This window comes from Pantoea sp. B65, from assembly GCF_047308185.1.
GTDB lineage: Bacteria > Pseudomonadota > Gammaproteobacteria > Enterobacterales > Enterobacteriaceae > Erwinia.
On sequence record NZ_JAHXPU010000041.1, the window covers coordinates 1 to 20761 of the forward strand.

A 20761-nucleotide genomic window follows, 5' to 3' on the forward strand; every position below is an offset into this window, starting at 1 on the left:
CATGAGAGGCCACATGAGGCGCATGGCGGGCAACCGCCCTCATCGGTATGGGTCCCTTCATTACGAATCTGGGACGGAAAAGTGCCGGATGTGGAGTATCCGGAAAGCTCAGCGCTCTGTCTGGTGTCACCGAAGGGGGCGATAAAAATCGGTGGAGGGCTGTTCCTGAGCGAAGCGCTACAGGGGGAGTACGTAAGGGTTCTGGAGGTGGATGACGGACTGGACGCGATCCTGTTCGACCGGATGATACTTGCTTACTACGACAGAGTTGAGCAGAGTATCATCCGGATCGACCCGACCTAAATGTGTTACCCATGTGGCCGGTCAGATCTGTAACCCATGTGGCGGTTGTACATTTATGCCGCCCTTGTCAGAGACTTACACCATCAGGGCGGGAGCTATCAACGTTTTGCTTCAGCGCTTCGCCAGCGCCAGTCTGGCGGCAAATCCGATAAACACACAGCCGGTCAGCCGGTCCATAAACTTCATTACGGCCGGTTTACGCAGCTTTGCGGCAAAATAGTGGGTTGATGCAATCAGCACACAATTCCACATGATACCGATCGCCACATGCGCCATTGCCATGCCGCAACTCCATAACGCCACTGAAGCGCCGGCCGGGATAAACTGCGGCAAAAATGAGACATAGAACACGCCGACTTTTGGATTCAGCAGATTGCCCATCACCCCTTTGCTAAAGAAGCTGGCATAGCCGCGACTTTTGCTGCTACCGCCGGGGTCAGCGATAAACTCGCTGCGGGGTTTCAGCAGCAATCCGATACCCAGCCATAACAAATAAGCGGCCCCCAGCAGCTTCAGCAGGTTATACGCCATTTCCGACGCCAGCAGCAGCGCCCCCAGGCCAAAACCTACCGCCACGCCCCACAACAGACAGCCGACATTAATCCCCAGGGCGGTCACCAGCGCTTTTTTCCAGCCGCTGGCGGCAGAGGTACGCAGCACCAGCGCGGTATCGAAACCCGGGGTAAGTGTCAGGATGGTAATGGCAATAAAAAACGACAACAGCGATGCTGTCATAGCCCACGCCTCCGGTTAATAAAAATTATCATTTGACCTGCACATTTACCTGGTTTCTGCTTCCCAATACTCGAAGCGATAGGCCGTGCTGAGATTGCGTTTGGTGGTGGTCCGGTCGGACACTTCCGTTTCACGGGCGTAGCTCAGCGTACAGTTACCGATATCATCCCAGGACTGACACTCATCAATGGTGGTGATGGTACTGACCGCCGTACTGGCGACACTATGCAGACCGAGCTCGCGATTCTGCTTATCGTATTTATAGGTCTCTTTGCTTCGCTCTGAGGTGGTGCTGAGCAAATTGCCTTTGTCGTTCCACTGGTAGCGATACTCGCCATTACTCAAATTATCGCTGCCGCGCGCCACACTTTTCAGCAGACGCAAATGCTTATCATGGCTGTAGGTCGTCTCGGTAAAGCCCTTAACTCCCATAATGGTAAATACATCGGTCGAGCTGGTGATATTGCCATTTTTGCCCAGCTGATAGTTGATCGTGCCCTGCTTGTTATTCACCTCAACCATTTTATCCTGCTGCTTCACCTGGACGGAAACCGCATACTCAGCCTGCCAGCCATTGGGAATACGCACCACATGCTGCTCCATTTTCAGCAGCACATTGCCTTCATTTTTGTCATAGCTGCTGTCTGCAATCATCAGATTTCCGCAGCGGTCAAACTGGCCCAGCAGACGCTTTTGCAGATCGACATCTTTGCCGAACTCGCCAACCACCACTTGCTTAATCGGCCCTCTCGCGGTGCCGCCCAGCATAATAATCGCGTTACTGTCGTTTACCGCTTTACTGTATGCCGGACACGTCTCACCGGCGCTGGCGGTCACACTCAGCAAGCCGCAGCATATCAGCACTGTAAGACACCCCGCAGTCGTTCTGTTCATCCTGCTCCCCGCGCGCCTGAAATACCCTGACAATTAAGATAAATGTAAATGCGCCTGGTTACACGCCCATACTGTGCGGGCAATTGTTTTTTTTGACCTTTTGTCACTTTTCCGGCGGTTAAATATTATGCAGATCCGCTCAGTGGAGCAAAAACTGCCAGCAGTGCTGTTTTTTTATAAAGCTTTGCGTCGCACTGCCGATAATTTAATTGAATGGCAAATGATGGGTTGCTCCTCTGCCAAACTCAATACCAGTGGTAAATCTGAAGGCACTTTACCTGAATGACTTGAACACTTAACCGGCCATGCGCCGGTTTTTTTATGGTGTGGCGGGCATAAAAATCTCTGTGCAGAATGATGGTGGCGCAGCGCACCCACCACCGGCGCCTCCAGACGAGGGCGTTATCGTGAGGCAGGGTTTGACTGATGCCTGGAGTAAGCCATTATCAGGGTCAGTTCAGTTCTTCAGCTCTTGAGTGATTCCGGGTAAAAATGGATAATCACCACGTCAATTAGAGGGAGTCTTAAAACTCAAAAATGAGCCCGGTAGCCATTATCTTATTAGTTTTCCCCGCTGCGTTCCTGTTAGGTTTTATTTATGGCGGTTTGTATACACACAGAAAATTGAAAAATGCCCGTCAGGAAGATTTGCACAAAGGTGACTGAGTTTTCTTCAATACAAAAGGTGCCCGGTAAATCACCAGGGCACCTTTTTTCGGGCATAAAATTACCGCACCGTAATACCTTTATTGCTTCATCTGCGCATCAGGGGCGATGATTTTAATCATATTATTTCTGGCTGTTTATCAAAAAAAACCCGTTCCGGCTCCGGGTTGTCTTGCTGCAAAAAATGGGCAATGCCCTTTGCGAGAATCAATAAGTATCACCGGTTACCGGCGAATCTGTCTCAGTTCATCTTCCGTCAGCCCTGTCATTTTCATGATATTACGGCTATCCAGACCTTCTGACAGCATTTTACGGGCAACTTCCATAATGCCTTCCTTAATGCCTTCCTTGCGACCTTTCTCGAGACCTTTCTCCAGACCTTTCTGCTCAAGCTTTTCTGCAGCCGTCATCATCAGTTCCTCATGTTGGCCCGTGCGCTCTGCCAGGGCACGCATAAATGATTGCGGATCAGCCGTTTCACCCACCTGCAGCATATAGTTTACCGCCGCAATCAGCTGTTCTGTTGTAGTGTAACCACTGTTTATCAGCGTTGCCAGCGGCTGCAGCATCAGCATCAGATCGCGCTGGCGGCAGTGTTTCTGCAGGTATTCCAGCAGCGCCATGCCCCGGTGTGTCAGGATCTCCCGGTCGGGGATCACCGTGATATCCACCAGCGGGAAATCACTGCCGTAAACGCGGGCCGCCCGTTCAGGATCGTCGAAAGCCTGCAGCCAGTTCATGGAGTACGGATAGGGGCTTGTCGCACCGTGATAAAACAGCACCGGGATCACCAGCGGCAGACGCTCATGCCCGGCATCAAGATGACGCTGCATCGCCGCGATAGCGTAACGCATCAGCCGGAAGGTCATATTTTTGTCGGGTGAACTCTGATGCTCAATCAGGCAGTAGACATAGCCTTCCCCGCTGTCGGTCTGCAGTGAATACAGCACATCCGAATAGAACGCCCGCAAATCCTCCTCAATAAAACTGCATGGCTCCAGATGCAGGGTGTCGAGTTTGCAGCCCTGCAACAGTGCCGGTGGCAGATGGATCTGCAGGAAATCCCTGGCGGTGTCAGGGGAAGTGAGAAACTGTTTGAATACCGCATCATGCGGTGTGGAAGTGGCCCCCATTCCGTAGCTCCTGTCATCCGGGTTGACATGCGCGGACTCTATCACTTCCGGCCGGAGATTAAAATATGATCAATTTTCAGTCCGGGCACCACCTGGAAGTCCGTTAAATCTACTGTTCACAAGTGAATGGCAGTACCGTGCGTGATATTTACAGTTATCGCCTTCGAGCTTCAGCGACTTTGCGCGCTGGCTGGTGCCGGAGTTGCGTCTGCGCTGTCGCCTGGAAGATAGCGCCGCGGGCGCCACCCTAAGGCAACGGCTATTTCCGCAAAGCGGCGCAGAGCCTGCGATCAACCATCCTGCGTGACAAAATACAATCACCCGACCTGTTATGGTTAAAGCTCCAAAATTTTGCAGAGAATAGAGCACGTCCGGGTAAAGCGTCTGCAAATACTGTTCAACGACGTTGTATGACAGACATTCTCGATTGATAAAGAAGAAAAGCCAGTAATGTTCTTAACAGTGCTAAGGTATAGCCCAGTAAAATATACTGATAGCAGACGCAACAAACTCACAATAATATTTCATTTCAATGGCGTCCTCCCGGATCGCGGCAACTGAGCCAAAACCGGATGGACGTAATCTGAATTGAAAACGGCTTCGTGATTTTTTCTGAAAGAATTGAGACTAACGCCAAATTTATTTTTAAAAATTTTGTAGAAGTAGGAGGCGTTATCATACCCTACCGCACTAATAATTTCCTCTATAGTTGCGCAAGTATTCGTGAGCATTTCCGCCGCCTTTTCCAGTCTCTTTTCCTGTAATAGCTGCTTGAACGTCATGCCGGTGTGCTCTTTCAGGACGCGCGTTATTTTACACTGTGGATGTTGAGTGATAACGGCAATAGATTGCAGGCTGACATCCATAAAATGAGTGTCAATAATATCCAGTATATTAGTAGCCAGTCTGGCATCCTGACTGGCCACAGTGTATGCATTTAATTTAGAGAGATTCTGCAACAATTCAATAAACAGAAGACCAATAAGCATTTTTAATTTCGCTTCAGAACTTGCGCTGTTGATATAAAACTCATCGACTATCTCGAGCATGATTTCTTTGACTTTCACATTACCTGCAGCTGAGCAATGCAGATAGGATCCTTCAATATACCCATCATACATAGCTGATGTAATAAGCTGGCTGATTACATTATTTTTATCAATAAACGAGAACAGATAATAAAAGAACTTTGGCTTAATACAGATATTCAGAGAAATATCATCCTGACCGGCGGGAAAAACCTCATGAAAGATATTTCTGTTAAGTAAAAAAATATCTCCTTCTTTTAAAGTAACTATAGATTGCTCCACCCGCTGTTTGAGATTCCCCTGATAGACATACATCATTTCTATATAGTCATGTTTGTGTTCAGGAACATGCAAAAATCTGGGATGCCTTCGCATATTAATCAAGGCATCATCCTGCATCACCTCATTATTTTGAATGGTAAAACGCCCTCTTTTTTTAATAAATTCCAACTCCGCTTCCTTTGGATTTTCAGCCAGAAAAATCTCTAATTCTGATAAATCACAAAGTTTTTTATGAAGCATAGCCTTACGCATTTTTAGCCCCCGATGTCACATCTCTGCCACAAAAAAACCAATTAATTTTACTGGCAATTCGAAAATCCAATCAGATCCTTTAATACATAAATTTGTGTAAATGATGATTTAATTCAAAATAAAATCTACTAATTTCATTATGTCAGAAAAGCACTTTTAGCATAACTAAACATTGATGAAGTTCACAATTATTTATTCATGATGCAATAATGACTGAGTGAAATCGACAAGATTACTTAATTGGGTAACCCGCAACCTGTGTCTGCGTGGTTTATAAAAAAGCATAAGACCTTATAATGAACTGAAATACTCCAGCCGATTAAAAATCTAACATACTGAATTTTTTGATAAAAAAATCAACACCTGATAATTGAATTTGACCCGCATCACAAAAAAACATCATTCCCCCGATTATTTTGGACAGAAAAAAACCTCGCCACGACATAGTTTTCATCCCTATGAAACAGAATAATAGGCGGAGAATAATTTTATCATTAAATAATAAAAGACTAGAGAGGAACTGATGGAATCGAACTCGCCTCTGGCGGTAGGATCATTACAATGCGAATATATGACCAATCCACTGGGACTTGATATTTCATCTCCCCGATTAAACTGGAAAATTGAATCTTCCCTCTATGCCGTACTGCAAACGGCTTATCAGTTAGTTGTTTTTATTACTGAAGGGAAAGATGAGAGATGGCTTTATGACTCAGGAAAAGTGCTGTCCTCACAATCGATTTGTGTGGAGTTATATAATACGAGTTTCGTCTCAAAAAAGCGTTACTACTGGAAAATAAAAGTCTGGGATAACCAGGGGCATGTATCTGACTGGAGCGAACCAGCTTTTTTTGAATTCGCATTTCTTTCCAAAGATTGCTGGTCTGCAAAATGGATAGAACCAGTACAGCGACCCTCGCAACCAGATCTTATCAGTCATATTGAAGAGATGTTCGAGTCGGTCCATAAGCATGACACCAAAGACTATTCATCCCTCAATCCTTGCCAGTTCATCCGCAAAGAATTTCTGGTTGACAAGACTATTACGCGGGCGCGGTTGTATGCAACAGCGCATGCTATCTATGATGTGGAAATTAATGGCAGGAAAGTTAGCTATTCTCAGTTCTCTCCAGGCGCTACTGCTTACGACAATTATCTTGAGTATCAGACCTACGATATTACAGACTGTCTGGAGGTAGGGAGAAGTAACGCCATTGGTATTATTCTGGCGGATGGATGGTATGCCGGGCGCATCGGCGGACCGGGAACCAATATGAATTATGGCGACAAGCTGGGTTTGTTGCTACAGATGGAGATTGAATATCAGGATGGCACACAGCAGGTCATTTATTCAGACGAAAGTTTTAAAAGTACAACCGGCCCTTTTCTCTATTCGGATATATTTATCGGAGAAATGTATGATGCGCGCATGGAAATCAACGACTGGAGTCGGGCTGGCTTTGACGATAAAAACTGGCAGCCGGTAATTACTAACGACCTGTATGGCTATGATAATCTCGTCGCTGAATATGGAGAGCCTGTACGTTCCATAAAAGAAATGCAGGCAAAAAAAATCATTACTTCACCCAGGGGCGAACGTATTGTCGATTTCGGGCAAAACATTGCAGGCCGGGTACGTATTCGCTTGTCCGGGGAAAAAGGCACCAGAGTCGTCATCGAGCACAGTGAAATTCTGGATGAAGAAGGTAATTTCCTCAATAACATTATGGGAAGAAACAAACAGCAAAAAGACATCTATATAATGAAAGGAACAGGCAACGAAATTTACGAACCAAGATTTACCTTTCATGGCTTCCGTTACGCGAAAATCAGTGGTTATCCCGCAGAACTGAAACCACAAGATGTCTCAGCCATTGTGCTTGGTAGTGATTTGAATATTAGCGGCCACTTTGAATGTTCAGATAAAGATCTGAATCAACTTCAGCATAATATTTTATGGAGCCAGGCCGGGAATATGTTTTCTATCCCGATGGATTGCCCACAAAGAGAACGTGCCGGTTGGAGCGGTGATATTTGGGTCTATGCACCTACAGCTGCTTTTAATATGGATATGAATCCTTTCCTTACCCGATGGTTGCGCAATGTACAAATTGAACAGCGGCCTGATGGTCAGGTGCCAATGCTGGTGCCTTACTGGAAAGGCTACCAGACTATGGGGGAAATATTGTTTGAAGGAAGCCACACCTCAGCGGGCTGGGGAGACGTATGCACCATTTTGCCCTGGACACTTTACTCCATCTATGGGGATAAGAGAGTGTTACAGGAAAATTACCCTATGATGCTGAAATGGATGCATTATATTGAAACGGAAGCTGCGAATAACCTCCCGGAAAACCTTCCTGCTGATTTAAGTGAAGAACAAAAAGAACGACAGAAATATCTTTGGAACACCGGTTTTCATTTTGGCGACTGGCTAATTCCCAGCTTCCTTTCTAAAGAGAACCAGCAAGAGGGCATGATTGATTGCGCCTTATCTACGAAGGAAGTCACAGCAAGCTGCTTTTTCGCCTACTCATCGGATATTGTCGCGAAAGTGGCCAATGTGCTCGGCGACAGTAATACAGAAACGAAATATCTGGCGTTATCTGAAAAAATAAGAACATCTTTTGCTGCAACCTATCTTGATAATGACGCGCATATCGTCGCAAATTATCAGGGAGTGCACGTTTTAGCGCTTAAACTCAATATGATCCCACTGCATTTAAAAACCGCCTTTTTTAACAATCTGATTAAGTTGATTGCAGATAATGACTACCGGTTAGATACAGGGTTTGTTTCCGTGCCTTTTCTGATGGATGTTTTATGTGAAAATGGTCGATATGACATTGCCAGCCGACTGCTGTATCAACGATCATGCCCATCCTGGTTATACCAGATTGACAATGGTGCGACGACGTTATGGGAAAGCTGGAGCGCCATCAAACCCGATGGAAAAAGAACGAATGTATCCTATAACCATTGCGCCTTTGGTTGCGTAGGCGACTGGCTATATCGATATATGGCAGGCATTAACTTTGCGCATCCTGGCTACAAAGAGATCGTTATACAGCCACATCCTGACTCTACGCTGGAATATGTTAAAGCTTCTTATAATTCGGTATACGGCGCTATCGAATCCGCATGGCTGAAGACAGAAAAAAAGCTATTACTAAATATTGAAATACCGGCTAACACCACGGCAAAAATAATTCTCCCGGCAGCCAATCTGGTAGATGTGTATTGTAACGGCGCAAATATCAGACAGGCGCACGGTATAGAAAACTCCTGGCAGAATGCTGAGGATGTTATTGTATCCACGGGTTCAGGGAAATATCAATTTTCCTACCCTTATGCAGAAGAATTTAACTGAGGTCGGAATTATGAATCAGAAAATTAAAACCAAAATAGCTATATTTTGCATGTCAGGATTATTGATGTCCGCGCTGGCAATAGCCCCCTCGCTGGCTAATATATCTGCTACTTTCTCGCAGTTCAGCTCCTCTATGGTGCAAATGTTACTTTCTGCACCCAGCCTTTCGAGCCTTGTTGCGGCATTGGTGGTTGGCCGCATAACCGCCCGGATACCTAAAAAGACATTGGCGATTATCGGTATTATGTTGATTACACTGGGTGGAATTACTCCCTTCTTTTTTCATACAAGTTTTTATTTCTTACTGGGCTGCGCCACGGTGTTGGGGTTCGGCGTCGGTACGATTATGACCATCACCCCCAGTATCATCTCGGAAAATTTTTCAGGCGAGGAACGTGGCGTGATATTCGGTCAAATGACAGCCTTTGTCAGTATTGGCGCAGTAATACTCACCGTCACGGGGGGAAAACTGGCTGAATATGGCTGGGAGTATAACTATCTGGCGTATCTTATCACTTTGCCGCTGCTGTTCATCATCTGTTTGTGCTTACCACTAAACAGTGCGGTGTATAATGAGGCCCCAATGTCCCCGGAAAACAGCCCTTCACTTCCGGGAATACCCTCAAGGGTTTTTATTATCGGCTTGTGTGCGTTCATTTTTTTACTGGCCTATAATGCGTTTCCGAATAATATTGCTTTATATCTGACGACGGAAAAAATCGGCGACATCACCACGGCCAGTCATGCATCGGCATTGTTACTCATCAGCGGTTTAATTTCAGGGCTTCTTTTCGGTCATATTTCTAAAATAACCGCTTCGGGAACATTAATGATGGCTTTTCTGGTGCTGGGATGTGGCATGGGGTTAACGACACTTATCAAATCTCCCCCGATGGTATTAACAGGAAGTTTCATTACCGGGTTTAGTTTAAGTCTGTTTATGGCCCGTGCGCCTTTCTTAATTTCAACGCTTGTCCCGATAAAATCTATGCCAATGGCGATAGCGGTTTTTTCTATATTCACTTCCGTTGCCGGATTTACTTCACCGTTAATTATCAATAATCTGGCCGCACTGACCGGTCAGGAAACGCCGAGACTTGCATTAATAGTTTCCAGTCTAATGGCATTATGTGGTGCGTTCATTCTATTATTCAGCCGATTTGAAAAGATATGTTTAAAGAATCATAGCAACCACAAAAAGCAAAATCACGAAAAATTACATAAGCTCGAACGTTAAAAATAAAATCATTATAAAAGCAAAAAATTCATGACTGACCTTAGTTAAAATCCGATATATAATTAAATATTAGGGTGATACTCTATGTTTTCATTCTCTGTAATCCTGCAACACCTGGGTAGTCGATCAGTATGTTCCTTTCTATTATTGATGCTTTTATTTAATCATACCGCACGTGGAAATAGTAATTCACTTGACTGGCAACCCGTGCGTGATTACGGGATTGATCCGGTGCTATATGCAACGGCATTTCACCTGGAAAATCCAACGCTGGGGCAGATCACTGGCATGAGTTATAATCTGTATACTTTAGTTTATGGCGCTAATGTTGACCTGGAGAAACTGGCCGGGCTGGAAGATTTCAAATTACATTTCGAGCAGTACATTGTGCTCAATACCACAAATGTTAGCTACGGCATGATGGTTGGCGACTCGATACATGGCGACCCCGTGCCTTATGCACCTAAGCGAACGCGTTTGCAGAAACTCACTCTGGAATATAGTCCTTTAAATAAAAAGCTGGACTTTGAAATAGGGAAAAGTGCAGCATTAACTTATTTTGCCACACCGGTATGCAATCTGTTTTATAGCTGCACCAGCCCCTTAATTCCTTCATTGTTTTACTCATCATGGGGGGGGCGTAGCCAATATAACTTCGATGCAAACTGGTCTGCCCAGGTCGGAGGATGGAATATTGTTACGGGCTACCCTTTTAAAAATGGCTGGGAATGGAAAGAAGACTCCAGCGCCATGCTCTGGTTGTCAAATCTCACCTATAACGATACGCGTAATTCTCTGGAGTTAATGCTGTATCACTCGACCGAACAACAAACCAATCCCAGAACAGGCAAAAAACATGATGGCACGTCTGGTTTTTATATTGGTGCCAGGAAAGAAATTTATCAGGGCAAAAGTGTCAACGCCTTCTTTAATATACCAAACGTGGCGCTAGTGGAATCGTTCGCTCATACCTTTGATCAATCAAGCACCATCGGCTTATCGTATACCAATATAGTTGGGTTAAACATTGGGTCTCCTTTTACTTTCCGACCTGACGACAGTTATGGTATTTCGCTGAAAACTCATCGACTTACCAGTGATCAAAATCGCGAGATTCATGATTCATTTGTTAATAACGGTATCTACAATTATACTGCCGGCCGCAATCAAAACGCCCTGCAACTTGATGCCAACCTAATGATAACACCAGAAATTATCCTTAGCCCTTACATACAGTTCTCATGGGATACCAGCTCAAGGTTCAACTCTTATGACCGCCAGCATGTACCTCAGGATGGTTACGCCTTCGGATTACTCGGCATGATTAAGTTTGACAAACTGTTTGGCTTTTAGAGATAAACCGGCGATTACCGCCGCTGGCACGCATTCAGACGGATAACGGCAGTGAGTTTATCTCGAAAAGTCTGGATAAATGGGCGTATGGTCACGGCGTGACAATGGATTTCTCGCGCCCCGGAAAACCGACAGACAACCCATTTATTGAATCATTTAACGGCAGCCTGCGGGATGAATGCCTGGACATTTACTGGTTCCTTTCTCTGGAGGACGCGCAGGACAAACTCGACAACTGGCGCAGGGAATATAATCATGAGAGAACGCATTCATCATTAAATGACATGACTCCGGCTGAATTTATCCGAAATCTTCAGAAAGACGAAGATCTCTTATTTAGCACTGCATTGATTTTGGACCAGGGTCACCGCCGTCAGCAAGCAGCTTCCGGAGGCGAGCGCTCTCTTCTTTAAGTGACTTAAGCCGTTTTACTTCGGGCGCTTCCATACCACGACAAATCACAGCGGCGGTAAGCGAAGCTGAAACATTAGGGAGGCGACTTTGAATCCCATGTTCTTATTGATCCGTGCAGTTGGCTCAGATTTGTGAGAAGTATTGCGGGTTGAAGCCAGCGACAGCGGAAAAAGCCTGAAATAAACCCGTTACCGGGATCCCCCTGGGCACCCATCAATTCCGTAACTAACTGATATAAAGAAAAAAAGCCCCAACAAAATGTTGGGGCCTGGTACTTGCAAACATCACGTCTTTCGAACGGCGTGCTGCGCGGCAAAATCGGTTGTGATATCAGGCTACACGTACGGCATTCATATTAATGATCCCTTTCATCGCTTCCACCACATCGCCATCGACACAGTAACGGCTGAATTCATCGGTATCGGCATCAGAACACATGGAAACACCGGCTTTACGATAGCGCATTGGGGAAGCAACCAGACGGCTGGCCGAGCTGTGCAGCTCTGCGATACCCACGTCGAGAAACTTTTGCAGATTGCTTAATCGAACCCCTGCACCGGCCATAATGATTGGACCCTCACTGCTATGGGTTAGTTCCTTAAGTAATGCAATTCCGCTTTCAGCGCTTTGTTGCTGGCCTGATGTCAGAATGCGCGCGACGCCGAGGGTGGTCAACTCCTGTAATGCACGTTTCGGACTATGGCACAGGTCAAAAGCGCGGTGGAAGGTGACCGCCATATCACCGCACAACGCCATAATCTGCCGCATTTTGCTCAAATCAATATGGGCATCTTCATCCAGCATGCCAACAACCACTCCCGGGAAACCCAGCTCGCGAATTGCCGCCACATCGGATTTCATAGTGGAAAACTCACTGGCGGAGTAACAAAAATCGCCGCCACGAGGACGCACAATCGGATGTACAGGGATCGATACCAGCTCACGTGCGACTTTCAGGCTGCCAAAAGACGGCGTTAACCCCCCCTCTTTCGGGGCGGCGCAGAGTTCAATGCGGTCAGCGCCGGATTGCTCTGCAGTGATTGCGCAGTCTACTCCGTAGCAGCATACTTCCAATTTAGTCATCACATCCTCCTGTTTAATGACTGCTGGCTGGTTCTCAGATTCTCAGTTAGGCTGGTTTTGCGGGTTATCTTATCGGGAATAATAATCATGGCATTCAATTTTGATCAATGGATAGACCGACGTCACAGCGATAGTGTTAAATGGCACAAATATGGTGATCGCGATGTGCTGCCGCTGTGGGTCGCCGACACCGATTTCCGTTCGCCGGACTGTATTATTTCCGCGCTGCAACAACGCATTGCACACGGTGTATTTGGCTATGGCGACACACCGCACGAATTGATTAATATTGTTATTCAGCGTATGGCTGAACGTTACGACTGGCAGGTTGAAGCGGAGTGGCTGGTGTTTCTGCCCGGCATTGTCAGCGGCCTAAATCTCTGTGTGCGTGCCTTTACCGCCGCCGGTGAAGGCACTATCGCCCCAACGCCGATCTACCCACCGTTCCGCCAGGCGGCGAAACTGGCCGGGCGTAGCCAGCTGAATCTGCAAATGCGTCTTGAACAGGGCCGCTGGTTAATGGATCTTGAAGCTGCCGCCCCGCAGATGCGCGGCAGCGAAAAATTGCTGATGCTGTGTAATCCGCAAAATCCTGGCGGCACCGTCTACCGTCGCGAAGAGCTGGAAGCACAGCTGGCATTTGCACAACGCCACCAGCTGATTGTCTGTTCCGATGAGATCCACTGTGACTTATTGCTGGAGCCAGGCGTACAACATATTCCGTTTGCCAGCCTGAGCGAAGACGCGGCCCGCCGCTCGGTCACGCTAATCTCACCCTCGAAAACCTTTAATATTGCCGGGCTGGGCGCCTCGCTGGCGATTATTCCCGATCGGGAACTGCGCCAGCGCTTTAATCAGCAGCGCAAAGGTATTGTGCCAGACGTCGATATCCTGGCGCTGGTGGCAGCCACCGCCGCCTGGCGCGATGGTCAGCCATGGCTTGATGCACAACTGCACTATCTGCGCGAAAACCGCAATCAACTGGTGGCGCGCGTCAATGCCATCGAAGGCTTATCGATGGTGGCGCCGGAAGGTACCTACCTTGGCTGGATTGATGCCGGAAAGCTGGCGGTCGCCAGCCCGGCAATCTGGTTTGAACAGCACGGGCTCGGCTTCTCTCCCGGCCGCGATTTCGGTGACGATGCGTTTGTGCGCTTTAATTTCGGCTGTACCCGCGCCACGCTGCATGAAGCTCTCAGCCGTATGGAGCGGGCCGTCAGCACACTTTAAGCCCCCTGCTCGCTGGCCACAATCTCCTGCAGACTCCACGGATGGAATTTGATAGTGACTTTGCCGTCGGTTACCGCCAGTGTCGGATTAGGCAGGCGCTCCTGCTCGCCCTGCGGCGAACTGGTTTTAATCGAAATATCACGCCGGGCTAAACCTTCATCAGAAAGCAAAGCCAGCGCTCGCGCTCCCAGCGTCGCGACATCGCCGCGCAGCACAATCTCGACATGTTCCCAGCCTTCATGGCGGTAAAGTGTCTGGCCAGGCCACGGCAGTTCAATTACGCTAATCTGCCATGGCCCGACCTGCAGCGGCTGCGCGAGAGCGAACAGGCAGATTGGGCGGCCATTAATCATCTTTTCCGAAAAAAGTTCGCCAACTTGTGATAAACCCTGTTTCCATCGTGCTGCAGTGGTGTTTTGATGGCAGCGAACAGCAATATGATCGGCTGCCAGTTCAGCCAGCGACAGCCCCAGAACCTGCGCCAGTTGGTTTAGCGCTTGTTCAAAGCGTGCTAAATCGCTGACAAGATCATTTAAATTTTCTACACATTTCCACGCCGACACCGGTTTCCCCTCAGATTTAAGTAGTTTTATTAATAGTTACCGCTCAGTGATAACGGCGCCCGGGGGCCAGTTAACACTGCAAAATATTACCCCGCTGTAAAACTTCCTTATGGATAAGGTTAATTTGTAGATTTCGCATCCAGTTTATGGCGGTACAGCACCAAAAAAAAATTTATAAAGCCATTCTTAACCTTCTGTTTTACTTTAATTTTATTTACCCAATAAGGATATTCCTAATTGCATTTGCCTTAATTGCAGCCCAGCAGTGTTTCTTATAGATTTGACTGACCATCACACAAGGAACAGCTTTATGCTTATGTTAATCGTTGTTGCAATCCTAATCGCGCTGATGGGCTTTGCTATTACCCGCCACTGGAAGGTGCGTAGTGAAAAAACGGTGAGCAATCCCCATCGTCATCTCCGACATCTTCGTCGGCGTTAAACTTCCGCATTTTCTGGGGGAAACATCTGCAGCAATGTTTCCACCCTACCTCCTGCTACTGACGCCATATAACAAATACAGTATACTTTTCCTCTTCTATTTCCGCAGCGCCATTGTACAGCAGCAGCACAGGCTGTCAGGCGAGGCGATGACGACGGCTCGATCTGCCCACAGACGGGCCTTTTTAAGCTTATAAAGGTAACTCGGTGAATATTCAGGCTCTCCTTTCAGAAAAAGTCAGTCAGGCGATGATTGCGGTAGGCGCCGCCGCAGATTGCGAACCTCAGGTCCGTCAGTCGGCGAAAGTTCAGTTTGGTGATTATCAGGCTAACGGCATTATGTCCGTGGCAAAAAAACTGAACCAGCAACCGCGACAACTGGCAGAACAGGTGTTGCAACATCTCGATCTGAACGGAATTGCCAGCAAAGTCGAAATTGCCGGTCCTGGCTTTATCAATATTTTCCTCGATCGTCAGTGGCTGTCGCAGCAGGTTGATGCCGCGCTCAGCGCACCGCGCCTGGGCGTCACGCCGGTAGAGCCGCAGACAGTGGTTATCGACTACTCGGCGCCGAATGTGGCGAAAGAGATGCATGTGGGTCATGTGCGCTCCACCATTATCGGTGACGCTGCCGCCCGTACGCTGGAGTTTCTCGGCCATAAAGTGATCCGCGCCAACCACGTCGGCGACTGGGGCACCCAGTTTGGTATGCTGATCGCTTATCTGGAGAAGCAGCAGAATGAGCAGCATGGTGATATTGCGCTCTCCGACCTCGAAGCCTTCTACCGCGAAGCGAAAAAGACCTACGATGAAGACGAAGACTTTGCCGTGCGTGCACGTAACTATGTGGTAAAGCTGCAGGGTGGCGATGAGTATTGCCGTGCGATGTGGAAGAAACTGGTCGATATCACCATGACGCAAAACCAGCTGGTTTATGATCGTCTGAATGTTACGCTAACCCGTAAAGATGTTATGGGCGAGAGCCTGTACAACGATATGCTGCCGGGCATTGTTGCCGACCTGAAGGCAAAGGGACTGGCGGTAGAGAGCGAAGGCGCGACGGTCGTTTTCCTTGATGAGTTTAAAAACAAGGAGGGCGAACCGATGGGCGTGATCATCCAGAAAAAGGATGGCGGCTACCTCTACACCACCACCGATATCGCCTGCGCGAAATATCGTTATGAAACCCTGCATGCCGACCGCGTACTGTACTTTATCGACTCACGCCAGCATCAGCATCTGATGCAGGCATGGACCATCGTACGTAAAGCCGGTTATGTACCGCAGTCTGTGCCTCTTGAGCACCATATGTTTGGCATGATGCTGGGTAAAGACGGGCGTCCATTTAAAACCCGCGCCGGTGGAACCATTAAGCTTTCCGACCTGCTGGATGAAGCGGTTGAGCGCGCCACCACCCTGGTCGCCGGAAAAAACCCGGATATGCCCGCGGACGAGCTGAAGGCTCTGGCCAATAGCGTCGGTATCGGCGCGGTAAAATACGCCGACCTGTCGAAAAGCCGCACCACTGATTACATCTTCGACTGGGACAATATGCTCGCGTTTGAAGGCAATACCGCGCCCTATATGCAGTATGCCTATACCCGTGTGCTGTCGGTATTCCGTAAAGCGGGGATTGAGTTATCCGGTCTGACCGGCAAGGTGAATATTACTGAAGATCGCGAAGCGGCGCTGGCAGCCCGCCTGCTGCAGTTTGAAGAAACCATCACTCAGGTGGCGCGCGATGGTATGCCGCACGTGATGTGCGCCTATCTCTACGATCTGGCCGGTCTGTTCTCCGGCTTCTATGAGCACTGCCCGATTTTAACCGCTGACGATGAAGCCACCCGGCAGAGCCGCCTGCAGCTGGCGCTGTTAACCGCGAAGACGCTGAAGCAGGGTCTGGATACACTGGGCATTGAAACCGTCGAACGGATGTAATCAGACTCCGGGATGTAACGCAGATAAAAAGGTCGGCTGGTGTCGACCTTTTTATTTGTAGTTTACCGTAACCTGATTACTCAATACCCTGACTACGGGGAACAACCGTCCTTTTCCCTGGGCGTAAAAAACAAAACGTAGACTTTCACCCGCGGCAACGTTAGATAAACCGCGGGTGACACCGCTACTGCCTTCAAGCGCGATACAGCGGTCGACTGCACATAATTTCGCCTGCAATCCTGCGGGAATTGGCCCGGTCAGCATATAACGCCAGTGAACCTCGGTCATCGCGCCACTGACAGGCTGCGGCGGTGACAGCGGCCGCGAACGCACCGTCATGCCGCGAAGGCTTAAAGAGGCACCAGTATCACTGGCGCTCCAGGCCCCGGAAGCCGCCAGCGCCAGCGTCGGTAACCACAGCATTATCGCTGTCAGCAGCCTGATCATGACGAACCACCAATCGTTGCGGTCATGCGAATCTGCCGGTTATCGGTCAGTTCCATATTAGACAAGATCATTAACTGTGGCAGATTGCGGCGCAAAAAGCGCGCCAGTAAAGCACGTAACGGATGATTGACCAGTAGCACTGGCGGCGCACCAAGGATCTCCTGCCGTTGCAACGCCTGCTGCGCCTGAACCAGCAGACGGTCCGCCAGCCCGGGTTCCAGCCCGCCCCCTCCCTGCAACGCCTGCAGTAACAGCCGCTCCAGGGTGGTATCCAGTCCGATAACCTGAACTTCACCGTTACCCGGAAACCACTGCTGGGTGATAGCGCGGCCCAGCGCTACACGCACCACCGAGGTCAGCTCAGTCGGGTCGGTCTGTACTGGCGCATGTTCCGCCAGCGTTTCAATAATGGTGCGCATATCACGAATCGAAACCCGCTCGGTCAACAGATTTTGCAGCACTTTATGCAGCATCGTCAGGCTTACCACTCCCGGAATCAAATCTTCCGTCAGTTTCGGCATCTCCTGGGTGACGCGATCCAACAGTTGCTGTGCTTCCTGACGGCCAAACAGCTCGCTGGAATATTGTCCGAGCAGATGGTTAAGATGGGTCGCGACCACGGTACTGGCTTCCACCACGGTAAAGCCCTGAATCTGCGCCTGCTCTTTTAACGCACTTTCGATCCACACCGCGGCCAGACCAAACGCCGGATCGACAGTCGCTTCACCCGGCAGAGTTCCGGCGGCCGTTCCCGGGTTAATCGCCATCCAGCGCCCCGGATAGGCATCACCACTACCGATTTCAACCCCTTTCATTAAAATACGGTAACGGGCGGGCGGCAGTTCCATATTGTCGCGAATATGCACCACCGGCGGCAAAAAGCCGACTTCCTGGGCGAATTTTTTACGGATGCTGCGAATGCGTCCCAGCAGCTCGCCATCCTGCTGAAAATCCACCATCGGGATCAGCCGATAGCCCACTTCCATCCCCAGCGAATCTTCCAGCTGCACATCGGTCCAGGATGCCTCAGTCGCCGTCGCCGTTTCTTTCGGTTTCATTGTTGTGGTCTGCGGTGCCGCTTTCGGCTTCATCTCTTTGCCGCGCATATACCATGCCAGCCCCAGCAGTGCACCGGTAAACAATAAAAACACAAAGTTCGGCATGCCGGGCACCAGCCCCAGCAGACCCAATACCCCGGCGCTTAACATCATCACCCGTGGATTATTGAACAGCTGAGTGACCATCTGCTCACCCACGTCCTGGTCAGTACTGACGCGGGTAACAATCACACCGGCGGCCGTGGAGATCACCAGTGCCGGGATCTGCGCCACCAGCCCGTCACCGATGGTCAGCAACGTGTAGGTCTCGGCCGCATGGCCCAGCGCCATACTGTGCTGCATCACACCGACGATCAGACCACCGATTACGTTGATCACCATGATCATAATGCCAGCGATGGCATCACCACGGACAAACTTACTGGCACCATCCATCGAACCGTAGAAATCAGCTTCCTGGGTGACATCAGAACGGCGCTTTTTGGCTTCATCTTCACCAATCAGACCGGCGTTTAAGTCGGCGTCGATGGCCATCTGCTTACCGGGCATCCCGTCCAGCACAAAACGCGCGCCCACTTCGGCGATACGTCCGGCACCTTTGGTGATAACCATAAAGTTGATAAGTACGAGGATAATAAATACCACAATACCGATGGCGAAGTTGCCGCCGACCAGGAAGTGGCCAAAGGCTTCCACCACCTGTCCCGCCGCGGCTCCGCCGGTATGCCCTTCCATTAGAATGATACGGGTAGAGGCAACGTTCAGCGCCAGACGCAGTAAGGTCGAAAACAGCAGAATGGTCGGGAAGGCGGCAAAATCCAGCGTACGCTGGGTAAACATTGCCACCAGCAGGACCATAATCGACAAGGCGATATTAAAGGTAAACAACAGGTCAAGGATAAATGCCGGTAATGGCAGTACCATCATCGACAGAATCATCAGGATCAGCACCGGCCCAGCCAGCACCTGCCACTGCGTATCTTTGAAGTTGCCCGGTAACCGTAGTAAAGCGGCCAAATTAGCCATCAGTTTTATTCTCTCCAGCAAAGTCCAGTGCATCCGGCACCGGCAAACGTTCAGGTTTCTTCGGCATCAGACCGCCTTGTACTTTCCAACGGCGCAGTTGCCATACCCATGCCAGTACTTCTGCGACGGCTGCGTACAGCGCGCCGGGTATATGTTGACCAATTTCACTGTGTCGATAGAGCGCACGTGCCAGTGGCGGTGCCTCCAAAATCGGAATACGGTTTTCCTGTCCAATCTCACGGATACGCAGAGCAATATCACCCGCCCCCTTTGCCAGCACTTTCGGCGCACTCATTTTCTTTTCGTCATACTGCAGCGCCACCGAATAGTGGGTCGGGTTAGTCACAATCACATCCGCTTTCGGTACATCGGACATCATGCGGCGTTGTGCCGCTGCACGCATTTGCTGGCGAATCCGCCCCTTAATATGCGGGTCGCCCTCTTGCTGTTTAAATTCGTCGCGGATGTCCTGACGTGACATACGCAAGCCTTTAAAGTAGCTGTATAGCTGCCATGTAACGTCATAAGCCACCATCGGCACCAACCCCAACAAAATAAACAGTCCGCAAACGGCAATAATATTCAGTGCATGATGCAGCGCTGCAATCGGTGATTCGTTAAGTAAACGCAACATATCCGGCCAGTTGCTCCACAAATAGCAACCGGTCACGCTACCGACCAGAATCGCCTTCAGAATCGCTTTCAGTAGTTCCGTCCAGGCCTGGGCGCTCACCATCCGTCCCAGCCCTGTCAGCGGATTCATTTTGCTAAAATCAAACTTAATCGCCTTCCCGCTAATTACCACGCCGCCCAACAGCATTGGCGCCGCAATCGCCACTATCACCAAACCTGCCATTATCGGTAACAGCGCCCAGACTGCCTGTCCTAATAACGTACTAACCTGACGAATAATCTGTTTATCATCACTAATAATACGATGATCGAAATGCAAACCGGTCGAAATCATCGTTGACAGCTGGCGCGCCATTAGCTCACCACCCAGCCAGAGGATCATCAGACCAATGAGTAGCATTAATAATGAGGTCAGCTCGCGCGAACGCGGGATCTGCCCCTCCTCACGCGCTTTTTCTATTCGGTGGGGTGTGGCGGATTCTGTTTTTTCCTCATCGCTGTCTTGAGACACGGCAGCTAACCTCTATATGCGGAATTTCAGGTACCAGCATGCCAAAACCGCGCCGGTCTGATGGCGGGAGTAGAGAAAGAAAATAGCGGTTATTTTACGGATGGGAAAAATAATAACAGGGGCCGCAGTACTGCGGCCTCTGTTTAGAGGGGCGCATTACTGCG

The 20761-nt window shown here is 49.1% G+C and carries 15 protein-coding genes and 2 pseudogenes; 8 read left to right on the forward strand and 9 right to left on the reverse strand.

Features of this window, described 5'->3' with window-relative positions; genetic code table 11:
* Positions 1 to 303, forward strand: a pseudogene (locus tag JWF83_RS20375) (transposase); the annotation flags it as partial.
* 111 nt (positions 304 to 414) lie between these two features.
* Here JWF83_RS20375 and JWF83_RS20380 read toward each other — a convergent pair.
* Complete coding sequence (locus tag JWF83_RS20380) at positions 415 to 1038, reverse strand: LysE family translocator (protein ID WP_413652237.1); 624 nt, start codon at positions 1036 to 1038, stop codon at positions 415 to 417.
* A 45-nt stretch (positions 1039 to 1083) separates the two neighbouring features.
* A complete protein-coding gene (locus tag JWF83_RS20385; protein ID WP_413652238.1) occupies positions 1084 to 1932 on the reverse strand; it encodes a hypothetical protein in 849 nt (282 codons plus the stop codon).
* A gap of 127 nt (positions 1933 to 2059) precedes the next feature.
* Here JWF83_RS20385 and JWF83_RS20390 point away from each other — a divergent pair, with 127 nt between their 5' ends.
* The gene (locus JWF83_RS20390) at positions 2060 to 2218 is read left to right on the forward strand and encodes a hypothetical protein (RefSeq protein ID WP_413652239.1); all 159 of its coding nucleotides are present in this window, start codon (positions 2060 to 2062) and stop codon (positions 2216 to 2218) included.
* Between the two features lie 604 nt (positions 2219 to 2822).
* Here the strand turns inward: JWF83_RS20390 and JWF83_RS20395 are convergent.
* Both JWF83_RS20395 and JWF83_RS20400 read right to left on the reverse strand, forming a co-directional pair.
* Positions 2823 to 3731, reverse strand: a complete 909-nt coding sequence (locus JWF83_RS20395; protein WP_413652240.1) for an Rpn family recombination-promoting nuclease/putative transposase — start codon at positions 3729 to 3731, stop codon at positions 2823 to 2825.
* 524 nt (positions 3732 to 4255) lie between these two features.
* Entirely contained in the window at positions 4256 to 5293 is a 1038-nt protein-coding gene (locus tag JWF83_RS20400) for an AraC family transcriptional regulator (protein WP_413652241.1), read from the reverse strand.
* A gap of 523 nt (positions 5294 to 5816) precedes the next feature.
* On the opposite strand from JWF83_RS20400, the gene JWF83_RS20405 reads away from it, so the two are divergent.
* The 4 genes and pseudogenes from JWF83_RS20405 to JWF83_RS20420 all read left to right on the forward strand — a co-directional run.
* Complete coding sequence (locus JWF83_RS20405; protein ID WP_413652242.1) at positions 5817 to 8663, forward strand: family 78 glycoside hydrolase catalytic domain; 2847 nt, start codon at positions 5817 to 5819, stop codon at positions 8661 to 8663.
* 10 nt (positions 8664 to 8673) lie between these two features.
* Positions 8674 to 9900, forward strand: coding sequence for an MFS transporter (locus JWF83_RS20410; RefSeq protein ID WP_413652243.1), 1227 nt, complete (start codon positions 8674 to 8676; stop codon positions 9898 to 9900).
* A gap of 84 nt (positions 9901 to 9984) precedes the next feature.
* A complete protein-coding gene (locus tag JWF83_RS20415; protein WP_413652244.1) occupies positions 9985 to 11253 on the forward strand; it encodes a carbohydrate porin in 1269 nt (422 codons plus the stop codon).
* A gap of 29 nt (positions 11254 to 11282) precedes the next feature.
* Positions 11283 to 11561: pseudogene (locus tag JWF83_RS20420) on the forward strand (integrase core domain-containing protein); the annotation flags it as partial.
* A 436-nt stretch (positions 11562 to 11997) separates the two neighbouring features.
* On the opposite strand, the gene cutC reads toward JWF83_RS20420, so the two are convergent.
* Positions 11998 to 12750: a copper homeostasis protein CutC gene (gene cutC, locus JWF83_RS20425; RefSeq protein WP_413652245.1), complete on the reverse strand. Its 753-nt coding sequence runs from the start codon at positions 12748 to 12750 to the stop codon at positions 11998 to 12000.
* 87 nt (positions 12751 to 12837) lie between these two features.
* Here cutC and JWF83_RS20430 point away from each other — a divergent pair, with 87 nt between their 5' ends.
* Complete coding sequence (locus tag JWF83_RS20430) at positions 12838 to 13980, forward strand: MalY/PatB family protein (RefSeq protein ID WP_413652246.1); 1143 nt, start codon at positions 12838 to 12840, stop codon at positions 13978 to 13980.
* Here the strand turns inward: JWF83_RS20430 and JWF83_RS20435 are convergent.
* Complete coding sequence (locus JWF83_RS20435; RefSeq protein WP_413652247.1) at positions 13977 to 14543, reverse strand: VOC family protein; 567 nt, start codon at positions 14541 to 14543, stop codon at positions 13977 to 13979. The genes JWF83_RS20430 and JWF83_RS20435 overlap by 4 nt on opposite strands.
* A gap of 648 nt (positions 14544 to 15191) precedes the next feature.
* Here JWF83_RS20435 and argS point away from each other — a divergent pair.
* Positions 15192 to 16922: an arginine--tRNA ligase gene (gene argS / locus JWF83_RS20440; RefSeq protein ID WP_413652248.1), complete on the forward strand. Its 1731-nt coding sequence runs from the start codon at positions 15192 to 15194 to the stop codon at positions 16920 to 16922.
* Positions 16923 to 16973: 51 nt separating this feature from the next.
* On the opposite strand, the gene flhE is transcribed toward argS, so the two are convergent.
* From flhE to flhB, 3 genes are read right to left on the reverse strand one after another with little or no spacing between them, the layout of a single operon-like run.
* Positions 16974 to 17369: a flagellar protein FlhE gene (gene flhE, locus JWF83_RS20445; protein WP_413652249.1), complete on the reverse strand. Its 396-nt coding sequence runs from the start codon at positions 17367 to 17369 to the stop codon at positions 16974 to 16976.
* Positions 17366 to 19453 (reverse strand): flagellar biosynthesis protein FlhA, encoded by a 2088-nt coding sequence (gene flhA / locus JWF83_RS20450; RefSeq protein ID WP_413652250.1) that lies wholly within the window; start codon positions 19451 to 19453, stop codon positions 17366 to 17368. The genes flhE and flhA overlap by 4 nt, the downstream gene beginning before the upstream one ends.
* Entirely contained in the window at positions 19446 to 20597 is a 1152-nt protein-coding gene (flhB, locus tag JWF83_RS20455; protein WP_413652251.1) for a flagellar biosynthesis protein FlhB, read from the reverse strand. The genes flhA and flhB overlap by 8 nt, the downstream gene beginning before the upstream one ends.
* Between the last annotated feature and the right edge of the window lie 164 nt (positions 20598 to 20761).